Annotated in this window: 11 protein-coding genes; 1 reads left to right on the forward strand and 10 read right to left on the reverse strand. The window is 69.1% G+C overall.

Annotated features, from left to right (window positions below; all coding sequences use genetic code 11):
* Window positions 1-8: 8 nt before the first annotated feature.
* From Tchl_RS10580 to rsxA, 6 genes are read right to left on the reverse strand one after another with little or no spacing between them, the layout of a single operon-like run.
* Window positions 9-686, reverse strand: coding sequence for an electron transport complex subunit E (locus Tchl_RS10580; RefSeq protein WP_075148374.1), 678 nt, complete (start codon window positions 684-686; stop codon window positions 9-11).
* Window positions 683-1357: an electron transport complex subunit RsxG gene (gene rsxG, locus Tchl_RS10585; protein ID WP_075148375.1), complete on the reverse strand. Its 675-nt coding sequence runs from the start codon at window positions 1355-1357 to the stop codon at window positions 683-685. The genes Tchl_RS10580 and rsxG overlap by 4 nt, the downstream gene beginning before the upstream one ends.
* Window positions 1354-2436 (reverse strand): RnfABCDGE type electron transport complex subunit D, encoded by a 1083-nt coding sequence (locus Tchl_RS10590; RefSeq protein WP_075148376.1) that lies wholly within the window; start codon window positions 2434-2436, stop codon window positions 1354-1356. Before Tchl_RS10590 ends, rsxG begins: the two co-directional genes overlap by 4 nt.
* Entirely contained in the window at window positions 2433-3869 is a 1437-nt protein-coding gene (gene rsxC, locus Tchl_RS10595) for an electron transport complex subunit RsxC (protein WP_075148377.1), read from the reverse strand. The genes Tchl_RS10590 and rsxC overlap by 4 nt, the downstream gene beginning before the upstream one ends.
* Before the next feature lie 11 nt (window positions 3870-3880).
* Window positions 3881-4414 carry an RnfABCDGE type electron transport complex subunit B gene (locus Tchl_RS10600; RefSeq protein WP_075148378.1) on the reverse strand — a complete coding sequence of 178 codons (534 nt, stop codon included), beginning with the start codon at window positions 4412-4414 and terminating at the stop codon, window positions 3881-3883.
* Window positions 4415-4449: 35 nt separating this feature from the next.
* Window positions 4450-5031 carry an electron transport complex subunit RsxA gene (gene rsxA / locus Tchl_RS10605; protein WP_075148379.1) on the reverse strand — a complete coding sequence of 194 codons (582 nt, stop codon included), beginning with the start codon at window positions 5029-5031 and terminating at the stop codon, window positions 4450-4452.
* Window positions 5032-5245: 214 nt separating this feature from the next.
* Between rsxA and Tchl_RS10610 the strand changes: the two genes are divergently transcribed.
* On the forward strand, window positions 5246-5842 hold the full coding sequence (locus Tchl_RS10610) for a NifU family protein (protein ID WP_075148380.1): 597 nt from the start codon (window positions 5246-5248) through the stop codon (window positions 5840-5842).
* 116 nt (window positions 5843-5958) lie between these two features.
* On the opposite strand, the gene Tchl_RS10615 is transcribed toward Tchl_RS10610, so the two are convergent.
* The 4 genes from Tchl_RS10615 to Tchl_RS10630 form a co-directional block, all read right to left on the reverse strand.
* On the reverse strand, window positions 5959-8277 hold the full coding sequence (locus Tchl_RS10615) for an aldehyde ferredoxin oxidoreductase C-terminal domain-containing protein (protein ID WP_075148381.1): 2319 nt from the start codon (window positions 8275-8277) through the stop codon (window positions 5959-5961).
* Between the two features lie 142 nt (window positions 8278-8419).
* Entirely contained in the window at window positions 8420-9463 is a 1044-nt protein-coding gene (locus Tchl_RS10620; RefSeq protein ID WP_075148382.1) for a U32 family peptidase, read from the reverse strand.
* Entirely contained in the window at window positions 9460-10482 is a 1023-nt protein-coding gene (locus Tchl_RS10625; protein WP_232311560.1) for a hypothetical protein, read from the reverse strand. Before Tchl_RS10625 ends, Tchl_RS10620 begins: the two co-directional genes overlap by 4 nt.
* Before the next feature lies 1 nt (window position 10483).
* Window positions 10484-11920 carry an aldehyde dehydrogenase family protein gene (locus Tchl_RS10630; RefSeq protein ID WP_075148383.1) on the reverse strand — a complete coding sequence of 479 codons (1437 nt, stop codon included), beginning with the start codon at window positions 11918-11920 and terminating at the stop codon, window positions 10484-10486.
* Window positions 11921-12090 lie beyond the last annotated feature (170 nt).

Raw genomic sequence — 12090 nt, forward strand, 5'->3', positions numbered from 1 at the left:
GTGGACGCTCAGGACGCAGCGGCCGCGGTCGAGGCGGCGAGCCGGGTGCGCAGGCGGGCGCGCAGGGTCATGCGCTGGCGCGCAGCCACCAGGAAGCCGAGTGCAATGAAGCCGCCGGGGGGGAGGATCATCAGCAACAGCCCCCGATAGCCTTCGACGAGCTGAAGCTCGAGAAAGGCAAAGTTCTCGCCGAGCAGCATCGAGGCATCGGCGAACAGGGTGCCCTGGCCGATCACCTCGCGGGTGCCGCCCAGCAGGGTCAGCGCCAGGGTGAAGCCGACGCCCATCGCCAGCCCGTCGACGGCGGCCATCAGCGGCGACTGCTTGGAGGCGAAGGCTTCGGCGCGGCCGATGATCGCGCAGTTCACCACGATCAGCGGAATGAACAGGCCCAGTACCTTGTGCAGTTCGTGCACCCAGGCGTTCATGCTCATGTCGACGAGGGTGACGATCGACGAGATCAGCAGCACGTAGATCGGAATCCGTACTTCCTTGCCGATCATGCGGCGGAACAGCGACACCGCCACGCCCGAGCTGACCAGCACCGCGGTGGTGGCCAGGCCCATGCCGAGGCCGTTGGTGGCGCTGCCGGTAACGGCCAGGGTCGGGCACATCCCCAGCAACTGGACGAGGACGATGTTGTTGTCCCAGACCCCTTCGCGGGTGATCCGGCGCAGTTGACTCATGGCTGTTTCCCCTGCTGCGATTGCTCTGCGGGCGTGCGCTCGGCCTGCGCTGCCGGAGCGGCTGGGGCGAGCAGGCGGGCGCGGTGTTCGGCGAAGAACTGGAGGGATTCGCGCACCGCCCCGACGACGGCGCGGGGGGTGATCGTTGCGCCGGCGAACTGGTCGAAATCACCTCCGTCCTTGCGCACCGCCCAGTGCTGCGTTGCGCCCGGATCGAACGTGCGGCCGTCGAAGCTGCGCACCCAGTCCGACTTGCGGATGTCGATCTTGTCGCCGAGCCCCGGAGTTTCGCTGTGCGAGAGCACGCGCACGCCGATGATGCGTCCTTCGCGGGAGACGCCGACGATCAGCGAGATCGGGCCGCCGTAGCCGGCTTCGGTGCTCCAGGAGTAGGCCACCGCCGTCACTTCGTTGCCCTGGCGGGCGCGGTAGACGGTGACCGGCGCGGCGCCGACGCGCGCGATTTGCAGCGGGTCGGCGAGCAGATCGTTGTCGTGCAGGGCGGGCGGTACGGTCTGTACCAGGGTGGCCTGCAGGTCTTCGGCCTGACGCAGCGCGATCTCGTCGCGGGTGAAATTGTTTCCGAACGCGAGCAGCGTGCTGCAACCGAGCGCGAACGCGCCGAGCAGCAGGCCGGGGCGCCGTGTGCCCTGGGTGGCAGTGGTCGTCATCGGGGCGTCTCCGTGCGCTTGGCAGGCAGGGGGAGCGGGGCACCGGAGCGCTGGCGGCCATAGCGGCGCGGGCGCACGAGATGGTCGATCAGCGGTGTCGCCGCGTTCATCAGCAGCACGGCGAACGCCACCCCTTCCGGGTAGCCGCCCCAGCTGCGGATGATGAAGACGAGGGCGCCGATGCCGGCGCCGAAGATCAGTCGCCCGCTGGCGGTCACCGGGGAGCCGACCGGGTCGGTGGCGATGAAGAAGGCGCACAGCACGGCGCTGCCGGCCAGCAGGTGGAGCAACGGGGGGGCGTAGCGGGCGGGCTCGACGAGGTGGAAGACGGTGGCGAGCAGGCCCAGCGTCAACAGCATGGCAAACGGAATCTGCCACGGGATGATGCGCTTGGCGATCAGCCAGCCGCCGCCGAGCAGCAGCAGCAGGGCCGAGGTTTCGCCCATGCTGCCGGCGACGGTTCCGAGCGCGAGCGCACCGAGGGCGCTGCCGTCGGCGGCGAAGGCGCCGCCGCTGCGCAGCGGGGCGAGGGCGGTGGCGGTGCTCAGCGCATCGATCGCCGGCGCGCCGCCGAAGGTGATCGCCAGCCCGTCGAGAAAGCCGGGCGCGGCCGCGGACAGCCACGGTTGCGGTGCGATCCAGCTCGTCATCTCGAGCGGGAAGGACACCAGCAGGGCGACGCGGGCGAGCATCGCCGGGTTCAGCACGTTCTGGCCGAGGCCGCCGAACACCTGCTTGCCAACTACGATCGCGAATGCCGCACCGAGGACCGCGAGCCACCACGGCGCCCACGGCGGCAGGCAGAGGGCGAGGATCAGGCCGGTCAATACCGCGGAGCCGTCGCCGAGCGTGGACCAGAGTGGGCGGCGGCCGATCGCCAGGCAGGCCGCTTCGGTGGCGAGGCAGGCCGCGATCGACAGCACGAGCAGGTTCGCCGCCGGCCAGCCGTACAGGTACAGGCCGAAGGCGGTGGCCGGGAGCAGGGCGGTGATCACCGCGCGCATGGTGCGCGGGATGCTGCCCCGGCTATGGACGTGCGGTGCGGCTAGCGGTCCGGAGGCGGAGGGCTGCAGATTCATTGCTCGACCTCGGAGGGGGCGGGTTTGCGCGCGGCCGCCTTCGCCGCGGCCTGGGCGGCGAGGCGCTGCTGGCGGGCTTCAGCGAGCTTGCGGGTTTCTTCGGCCTTGCGCTGGGCCTCGCGGCGGTTGGTGATCTCGCCCTTGGCGAAGTTGAACAAATGGGCGAGCGGGATGTGGGCCGGACAGACGTAGGAGCAGCAGCCACAGGAAAGGCAATCGCTCATCCCCAGTTCGGCGGCGTCGTCGATGCGCCCGGCACGGATGCGGGCGGCCAGATCGAGCGGCACCAGCCCGACCGGACAGACGTCCACGCAGCGCCCGCAATGCAGGCAGGCGCGCGGCGAGGCTTCGTGGGCCTCGGCGGCGGTGAGGGCGATGATGCCGCTGGTGCCCTTGACCACCGGCGCATCGAGCGCGGGCAGCACCTGCCCCATCATCGGCCCCCCCATCAGCAGGCGGGTCGGCTGCTCGATGAAACCACCGCAGAAGTCGATCAGGTCGGACACCGGGGTGCCCATCGGCACCACCACGTTGCGCGGCTGGCGGATCGCGCCGCCGCCGACGGTGACCACCCGCGACACCAGCGGCTTGGCGAAGCGCAGCGCGCGGCACACGGCCAGTGCGGTGCCGACGTTATGCACGCTGACGCCGATTTCGGCCGACAGCCGGCCCGCCGGAATCTCGAGGCCGGTGACGGTGCGCACCAGCTGTTTTTCCGAGCCCATCGGATAGCGCGAAGGCACGCGCAATACCTTGATCTCGGGGTAGGGGGCGGCAGCGGCGCTCATCGCCGCGAGCGCCTCGGGCTTGTTGTCCTCGATCGCGATGCAGGTGAGCCGGGTGCCCAGCGCGCGTGCGATCAGGCGCACGCCCTCGACGACGTAGCCCGCGCCTTCGCGCATCAGGCGGTCGTCGCAACTGAGGTAGGGCTCGCATTCGCCGCCGTTGATGATCAGCGTGTCGATGCTGTGGCGGCTGCCGGCGTCGAGCTTGACCGCGGCGGGGAAGGCCGCGCCGCCCAGGCCGACGATGCCTGCGTCGCGCACCCGGGCGGCGATTTCCGCCGCAGACAGGGTGAACGGATCGGCCACCGGGTCGGTGTCGATCCAGCGCTCCTCGCCGTCCGGCTCGAGGGTGACGGTCTGCACCGGCAGGCCCGACGGGTGGGGCGCGGTGTGGTCGCCGATCGCGACCACCGTGCCCGAGGTCGGGGCGTGGACCGGTGCCGACACCGAACCCTGGTGGCGGGCCAGGCGCTGGCCCTTGAGGACATGGTCGCCGACCTTCACTTCGGGTGCGGCGGGCTCGCCGATGTGCTGCTGCAGCGGAATGAACAGCTGCTTGGGCAGCGGCAGGCGCGCGATCGGGTGGCAGGCGGTGGGGTCCTTGTTGCCTTCGGGATGGACCCCGCCACGGAAGCGGAAGATCTTCATCTTCGGAGTCCTCACACGCCGGTCAGTTTCGGCTTGTGCCAGCGCCAGTTGCGCAGCGTCACCGGAACGCCTTCGATGTCGATGCCCTCGGTCGGGCACACTTCGGCGCAGGCGCCGCAGCCGATGCAGGCTTCGGCCAGCACTACGTGAAGCTGCTTGGTGGCGCCGACGATGGCATCGGTGGGGCAGGCCTTGATGCAGCGCGAGCAGCCGATGCAGCTGGTCGTGCGCACCCGCGCCAGCACCGGGCCGCGGTCTTCGATGCTGCCGGCATCGAGGCCGACGCCGAGGATCTCGGCCAGTTTTTCCGCCACCGCGCGCCCGCCGGGCGGGCACAGGGTGACCGGCGCTTCGCCCGCGGCCAGTGCCGCGGCGGCCTGACCGCAGCCGGGGAAGCCGCACTGGCCGCATTGCGAGCCGGGCAGCACTTCGGTGATGCGTTCGACGATCGGGTCGGCCTCGCTGCCGAGCCAGCGCCCTGCAGTGCCCAGCAGCCAGCCCAGCACCATGCCGATGGTGGCGACGACAAGAACGGAAGTGATCATGGTCGTGGTCCTCCTTGATTGTGCCGGATGAGAATTCAGCGTGTGGGCAGGCCGGCGAAGCCCATGAAGGCGAGCGACAGCAGTCCGGCGGTGATGAGGCCGATCGGGGCGCCGGCGAAAGCGGGTGGCACGTTGGCCAGGGCGACGCGCTCGCGCAGGCCGGCAAAGAGCAGGATCGCCAGGGTGAAGCCGACCGCCGAGCCCGCGCCGTACAGCAGGCTCTGCACGAAGCTGTTGTCCTGCTGCATGTTGAGCAGGGCGATGCCGAGCACCGCGCAGTTGGTGGTGATCAGCGGCAGGTAGATGCCCAGGGTGTGGTGCAGTACCGGGCTGGCCTTCTGGATCGCCATCTCGGTGAATTGCACCACTGCGGCGATGACCAGGATATAGGTCATGATGCGCAGGTACATCATGTCGAACGGGCGCAGCAGGGCATGTTCGACCACCCAGGTGGCACCCGAAGTCAGGGTCAGCACGAACGTCGTCGCCAGCCCCATGCCGAGTGCGGTGTCGATCTTGTTCGACACCCCCAGGAATGGGCACAGCCCGAGGAAGCGAACGAGGATGACGTTGTTCACCAGGGCGGTGCCGAGCAGGAGTAGCAGATATTCCTTCATTTCCCGTGATTCCCGATGAGCGGGTTAACCATCACCATATGACCTTCATGATAATTGACGTTGACGTAAACGACAACTAATATTCGCCGCACGGCCTGTCCGCTTTCTGCCAGCAAACGGCTGCCAGAAAACCCGTCTTCAGGCATCAGGGGCCGACCGGTGTACCGCCGGCGCCCGAGCCCACGCACATGACCAAAACCGGAGGAGTCCCGCCATGCCGAACGTTACTGCCGTCATCCCCACGCCCAACCCGCTGGCGAACAAGTTCATGCTCGATGCGCCGATGTTCAGCGGCGCGCCGCGCCATTTCGCCTCTCCGAAGCACGCCATGGGCGATGCCCTGGGCGAGAGCCTGCTCGGCGTGCCCGGCGTCATCGAGGCCTACTGCACCGCCGAGTTCATCACCGTGACCCGCCATCATGCGACCGACTGGGACATGATCGAGTCCAAGGTGATCGACTGCATCGAGGCCTACAAACCGAAGCGCGTGATCGGCATCGCTCGCGAAGACGGGGCGTCGGCGTCGGCGCCGGCCGCTGCGCCGGCAGTGGAAGAGGCGCCGATCGAGGTCGAAGCCGACGATCCCGAGATGCTGATGCGGATCAACATGATCCTCGACGAGAACATCCGCCCCTTCCTCGACAAGGATGGTGGCGGCATCGACGTCCTCCGCCTGCAGGACTTCACCTTGACGGTGCGTTACAAGGGCGCGTGCGGCGGCTGTCCTTCGGCGGTCACCGGCACCCTGTTCGCGATCAACAACCTGCTGCAGAGCTACGTCGACGACCGCCTGCAGGTGGTGCTCGACTGACCGCCCGTGGGGGGGCTGCTGCTGCCCCCCAACGCCGCGCCTGTTCGAGTCATCGTTCATCCGTTCGACGGATTCACCCGCACCGCCGGCGGACCGACGGCGCGGGGTGAGCCCCGTCAGCCTCCGGCGAGGGCCGGCACCAGGGCCACGCTGCTGCCGTTGCGCACGGGCTCGGCAGACTCGCCGGACAGCACCATGTGGCCGTCGAGCGCCACGTTCAGGCTGCGGTCCTGCAGCGTTTCCGCATCCCGACCGAGGCGCCTGGCCAGCGCCGTGCGCAGCTCGGCGACGTTTTCCACCGGCTCGTCGAGCACCACCGTGCGCGTCGGGCTGCCGGGGAGCGCCACCCGGACGGCGAAACCGGTCGCCACCTGGGCCAGGTGCTCGTGCCACTCCGGCTTCGGGATGCCCTGATCGTCGAGGCCGGTGACTTCGTAGAAGCGCGCCTTGAGCGCCTCGAATTCGCTGCGGTCGATCTTTTCCCCCTTGAACGGGCCGACCTGGATCGGCTCCTCGAACCAGCGCCGCGGCAGGGTGTCGTCGCTCGCGCGCAGGCCGAGGCGGTAGTTCATCAGGCGTTCGATGCCGATGATGTTGCGCCCGCACTCCTCGAGTTCGGCAACGCTCATGTTCAGGCCGGCGAGCTCGTTGAGCTGGCGGCGGAAATCCTCCAGGTCGGGCAGGCTGGGCGAGTTGAACAGCTTGGTGTTGAACCGGCACATGCCGATCGAGTCGCCGACGGCGAAAGTGTTCTCGCAGCGGCGCACGGCGTATTCCTTGCCGATGTAGCTGTTCGGTTCGGCGGCGACGAAGCCGCCGTAGAGCGCGGTTTTGAACTCGGGGTCGTCGTTGACGCGGGCGTTGATCTCGAGGGTGACGCGGTTGCGCAGGTGGTCCATGCCGCGGGTGGCGACCGCCAGCCCGAGCGCGAACGCCTTCAGGATACGGGCGTCGTGGGGGTCGGACTGGAACAGGCCCTTGACCGACATCCGGTAGTCGAGCGCGGCGGGCGGATATTTGCCGTTCTCGACTGCGCGTGCATCGTCGGCGATGACGTCACCGAAACCCTGGCGGCGCGAAGTCATGAACAGCAGCTGCTCGATCACCGGGTAGTTGCCCCAGCTCAGGTCGAGGCCGCCGGTGTCCTCCGCGGTGAGGATGCCGCGCTGGAACAGCTCCATCGCCCAGCCGATGGCGCCGCCGGCGCTCGCCGAATCCATGCCGAGGTCGTTGAGGATGTTGTTCAGGCGCAGCACCTGCTCGGGTTCGCGAATCCCCAGGTTGGGGCCGAACTTGCCGACGGTGACGTACTCGGGGCCGTCGCCGTGGTCGTACTTGTCGAACTTGCCGTCGCCGCGGATGCCCTTGTAGGTTTTCTCGCGGTGGTGCTCGACTTCGGCCTGGGCCTTGTCGTAGCTGGCGTTGCCGGTCAGGCCCTTGAGCGCGCTCGCCCCCCAGCCACCCTTGCCTTCGGGGGTGAGGTCGTTCATCGCGCGGCACTGCACCGGACAGAGGTAACAGCCGTCCATGCCGGGGCGGTAGGGGTCGAAGTTGTCGGCGTCCAGGGTTTCGTGCCAGGTGGTTTCCTGGTTGTTCTTGGTGCCGATCGCCCCCAGCGCGCGGCTGGGCTTGTAGAGGAAGGGGGTGCCGACCTTCTTCAGCGCGTTCTGGATCACGCTGGTGCCGAGGATCTTCTGGCCGATCGCCTTGCCGCCGAGCTTGAAGTCCTTCGAGGTCGGGATCTGGCGCCCCTTGCCGCGCACCAGGATGGCTTTCAGCTGCAGCGAGCCCATCTTCGCGCCGCCGCCGCCGCGGGCCCAGATCGCCTTCGGCCCGCCCATGATGCCGGCCGACAGGACGAGGTTTTCACCGGCGCGGGTGATCCGGGCCATCGCCAGGTCTTCCCGTTCCTTCAGGCCCAGATCGCGTTCGATGGCGGTGGTGAAATCGATGTTGTCCATCCCGACATAGGGGGCGGCATCGCGGAAGGACACCGTGTCGCCATCGATCTCGAGCATCGTCCACTGCGCGCTGCGGCCGTAGATCACCAGGTGGTCGTAGCCGTTGCGCTTGAGGAAGGCGGGGAAGTAGTCGCCGCCGCTGGCGTCAAGGATGGCGTGGCTGTCGGGCGAGCAGCTGGTGAAGTTGCCGCGGGTGGCCGAGGGCAGGGTGGTGGTCATGATGCCGACACCGAAGACCAGCGGCACTTCGGGCTCGAGCGGCTGGCGGCCGTCTTCGAACAGGTTGTACAGCAGCATCATGTTGGCACCGCGGCCACCGAGGAAAGTGCGCACGATCTCCAGCGGCAGGTAGGCGCTGCGCAGCGCCTGCTGTTCGAGGTCGACGAACAGGACCTTGCCTTGCCCAGGGTACTGGGGGGTCGCTTCCATGCGTGCGAGCAGCCGATCCACCCGACTCCTGATGTCCGTCTTCATGCTGGTCTCCGAGAAAAGTCCGCCGCTGCAGACCGATGTCCGGAGTATCGGAGCTGCTTTTTTTGAAGTCAAACTGTTGGACGTCAAACATTGATAAATGTCAACGTCCCGCTGGCCAGGCCGCGCGCTGCAGGGGCTTCCTTCAGGCGTCGGGCGGTGGCGGAAAAGGCGGCGCTTGTGCCGCATCGCCCGCGACTTCGGGGTAGTAGCACATGTAGCCGGTACGGCAGTGCTCGTGGGAAGGACGCAGGCCGCGCGCCAGTGCGGCGACCTCGTGCGGAGGCTGGCCAGCGAGCTGGGCGTCGACGATGGTACGCACCATCCGCACGCTGGCCAGCTTGCGCGGCAGCGGGCCTTCGCGCCCGGCGATCTTCACCGCGTGGATGCCGCCGCCGGCCAGCCGGGGCACGGCACACAGGCCGCAGGGGCCGTAGGGCAGGCCTTCGGCGGTGGTCGTGAAGCCGCAGGAAAAGCGGTACCACAGCCAGCGCCGGTAGGCCTGGTCGTTTTCCTCCAGGCGCTCCTGCAGGCTCGCCGACAGCGGCCGGCCGTCGCGGTGGCGGTGGCGGTACTGGTAGTGATCGAGGCAGATCGGCCCGCCGAGTGGTGCCGGAAGATGGAGGGTATTGCAGCTGCCTTCCTCGTACACGCAGCCGTCGTTGAGGATGAAGGCCTCGACTTCGAGCTCGGGCAGGGCGGAGGCGATTTCGGCGGCTTCGTCCAGGGTCACGTCGCGCGGCAGGATCAGCCGGCGGATGCCGAATTCGCGGTACAGGCGGGCGGCGTGGACGTTGCGGCAGGTGGCGACCGAGCTCAGATGGACCCGCATTCCGGGGAGGGCTTCGGCGAGCGCGACGATCAGGCCGATGTCGCTCGCGATCAGGGCGTCGCCGCCCATGGCCTGGTAGCTGCGCGCGATCCCGAGGGCGAATTCGATCTGCACGGCCGAGTAGTGCTGGGAGTTGAGCACCAGCGACAGCGTCGCGCCGTGGGTGTGGGCCAGGCCGAGGGCGCGCTCGAGCTCGGCCAGCGAGCCGAGGTTGCCGCCCGGGCGGCGGTTGGCGCTGGCGCCGCCGAAGCGTGCGGCCCATTCGCGCGGCGTCACCCCGCAGTACAGCTCGCCGGCGCCGGCCTCGGCAAGGGGGGCGATCTCGTCGGGGTGGCGGATCGGGGCGACGATCTTCATACCGCTTCTCCGGGGACGATCAGGCGCGCGATCCTGCCTGCGGCCACGGCGCGGCTGACCGCGGCGAGGGTGGCGGGCGAATGCCGGCAGAGCACGGTGTTGCCCACATGCACGGTCTGCCAGGCGTCGTCCATCGCCTCGCGCACGGTGTCCGCGCGCAGGCCGAGGCATTCGTGATGGCACAAGGGGCGCGGCGAAAAACGCTCCGGCCCGCTGCGGGCGAGGCCGGCAGTGCGGCACATCCGCCCTTTGGCGACGAAGGCGAAAGGCAGGTGCACGTCGAGCGGCAGCGGCGCCCCGGAAAACGTTCCGTCGCCGGCGAACAGCGGCAGATCCATCTCCAGCCGGGCGACGTTCAGCCGCCGCAGCACGGTATCGAGCCACGGCGAGGCGAGGTCATGGCCCGCCGGCGGGGCGTACTGCGGATTGCCCAGGCGCGGATCCTTCAGCATCCGGCACAGGATCCGGCCGGCGACCGGCGTCAGCTGCGGGAAGCGTTCCTGCAGCAGGAGGGCGACGCCCCAGTCGCTGACCACGACTTCGGCGCCGGCCGGCAGCAATGCCAGAAGCTCGGCCAGCGCATCGATCACTTGCGGCGAAGCGACCGGGGTCAGCAGGGAGACGCCGAGGCCGTACTCGCGGGCCTCGACCAGGTTCAGGATCAGCTGCGCCGGGGTCGGCAACAGGCGTTCACAGAACTCGCTGCCGACGTGCAGGCGCGTCGGCCGGAGGGCGGCGAGCCAGTGTGCGAGCGCTTCGTCGCCCAGCGCCCGATGCCAGAACGCGGTGCGCTCGCCCCGGCTGGTGAACAGGGGCTGCAGGTTGCGCGGGCGCACCATCGTCACCGCCACGTCCGCCGCGCCGGTGGCCGGGAGAGGGGTCAGGGCCGGCGCACCGTCCGCTGCGCTCCGGTTCGTTTCGCCCGCCGCACGGTGCGCGCCGCCCGCGCCGTCCCGCCCCGCCGCAGGGCGGGACGGGTAGCGCAGCAGGGGCTGTGCACTGCGGGGGGCTGCGGCCATTTCAAGGCGCGGGGCGATTGATGTTGAACAGCTGCGGGCGGGTGTATTCGAGCAGGCCCTCGAGGCCGAACTCGACGCCGAAGCCGGACATCTTGCAGCCGCCGAAGGGGCAGTGCGGCAGCACTTCGGCGTGGCCGTTGATCCACACCGTGCCGCATTCGAGGCGGGCGGCGACGGCGCGCGCCTGTTCGATGTCGGACGACCACACCGAGCCGCCGAGGCCGTTGTCGCTGGCGTTGGCGCGCAGCACCGCCTCGTCCACGGTGGCGTAACGGATCACCGGCAGGACCGGCCCGAACTGCTCCTCATCGACCAGGCGGGTGCCGTCGGTGACGTCGGCGACGATGGTCGGCGGATAGAAGTAGCCCTTCCCCGGCAGCGGTTCGCCGCCGCACAGGATGCGGGCGCCGGCGGCGCGGGCGTCGTCGACCAGCTCGCACACCAGCTCGAACTGGTCGCGGTTCTGGATCGGGCCGAAGCTCACCCCTTCTTCGAGGCCGTTGCCGACCTTCTGCCGTGCGGCGACCGCCACCAGGCGCGCGCACATCTGCTCGTACTGGGACTCATGGACGTAGAGGCGCTTGAGCGCGGCGCAGGTCTGGCCCATGTTGAGGAAGGCGCTCTGGAACACGCCTTCGGCAATGGCGTCGATGTCGGCTCCGGGCAGCACGATCCCGGCATCGTTGCCGCCGAGCTCCAGGGTGAGGCGCTTCAGGGTGCCGGCGGCGTTGCGCATGATGTCCTGGCCGGTCGGCGTCGAACCGGTGAACACGATCTTGCGGATGCCGGCGTGGCCGGACATGTCGCGCCCGATCGCGCTGCCGCCGGCGACCACGTTGACCAGCCCGGGAGGGGCGACTTCGGCGATCAGCTCGACCAGGCGCAAGGTGTTCAGCGGGGTCAGCTCGGAGGGCTTGATCACCACCGTGTTGCCGGCACGCAGTGCGGGCATGATGTGCCATACCGCGATCATCAGCGGCCAGTTCCAGGGCGTGATCGAACCGACCACGCCGAGCGGGCGGCGGTGCAGCTCGATGCGCTTGGTCGGGCTGTCCTCGATGACTTCCACCGGCAGCTCCAGCGCTGCGGTGGCGCGCGTCCATGCCACCGCACCGCCCACTTCCATCTGCGCCAGCGCCAGCGGCTTGCCCTGCTCGCGGACGATGATTTCGGCCAGCTCGGGGGCATTGTGCTCGATCCGGTCGGCGATCTTCAGCAGCAGCGCGCGGCGCTCTTCGCAGCTGCTGTGCTGCCACTGGGCGAAAGCACGGTTGGCGGCGGCGACCGCGGCATCGAGCTGGGCGCTGGAGGCGCTCGGACACTCGGCGAAGGGTTCGCCAAGCGCAGGATCGATCACCGGCAGCGTGCCCCGCTCGCCCGCGACCGCGCGGCCGTCGATGACCAGGGTGGAGGTTCTTTTTGCAAGTGCTTCGTACATCGTCCGGGTCCCCTCTGGGTAAATGCAATGCCGCCATGCGCACTGCCTTGCAGTGTGACGGATGGCGCTAGCCTAGCCCTGCGGTGTAAACCGGCTTTTCGTGAAATGTGCCGATTTGTGCGCAGTTGTAGCGGGGCGATACAGCGCCTTGGCGCGCCGTGGGAAAGTGC

The sequence above is a fragment of the Thauera chlorobenzoica genome, from assembly GCF_001922305.1.
GTDB classification, from domain to species: domain Bacteria; phylum Pseudomonadota; class Gammaproteobacteria; order Burkholderiales; family Rhodocyclaceae; genus Thauera; species Thauera chlorobenzoica.

Excerpts from the sequence above, each read along its gene's own strand:
- Tchl_RS10580 (WP_075148374.1), bottom strand. The coding sequence starts at position 686 with ATGAGTCAACTGCGCCGGATCACCCGCGAAGGGGTCTGGGACAACAAC.
- rsxG (WP_075148375.1), bottom strand. The coding sequence starts at position 1,357 with ATGACGACCACTGCCACCCAGGGCACACGGCGCCCCGGCCTGCTGCTC.
- Tchl_RS10590 (WP_075148376.1), bottom strand. The coding sequence starts at position 2,436 with ATGAATCTGCAGCCCTCCGCCTCCGGACCGCTAGCCGCACCGCACGTC.
- rsxC (WP_075148377.1), bottom strand. The coding sequence starts at position 3,869 with ATGAAGATCTTCCGCTTCCGTGGCGGGGTCCATCCCGAAGGCAACAAG.
- Tchl_RS10600 (WP_075148378.1), bottom strand. The coding sequence starts at position 4,414 with ATGATCACTTCCGTTCTTGTCGTCGCCACCATCGGCATGGTGCTGGGC.
- rsxA (WP_075148379.1), bottom strand. The coding sequence starts at position 5,031 with ATGAAGGAATATCTGCTACTCCTGCTCGGCACCGCCCTGGTGAACAAC.
- Tchl_RS10610 (WP_075148380.1), top strand. The coding sequence starts at position 5,246 with ATGCCGAACGTTACTGCCGTCATCCCCACGCCCAACCCGCTGGCGAAC.
- Tchl_RS10615 (WP_075148381.1), bottom strand. The coding sequence starts at position 8,277 with ATGAAGACGGACATCAGGAGTCGGGTGGATCGGCTGCTCGCACGCATG.
- Tchl_RS10620 (WP_075148382.1), bottom strand. The coding sequence starts at position 9,463 with ATGAAGATCGTCGCCCCGATCCGCCACCCCGACGAGATCGCCCCCCTT.
- Tchl_RS10625 (WP_232311560.1), bottom strand. The coding sequence starts at position 10,482 with ATGGCCGCAGCCCCCCGCAGTGCACAGCCCCTGCTGCGCTACCCGTCC.
- Tchl_RS10630 (WP_075148383.1), bottom strand. The coding sequence starts at position 11,920 with ATGTACGAAGCACTTGCAAAAAGAACCTCCACCCTGGTCATCGACGGC.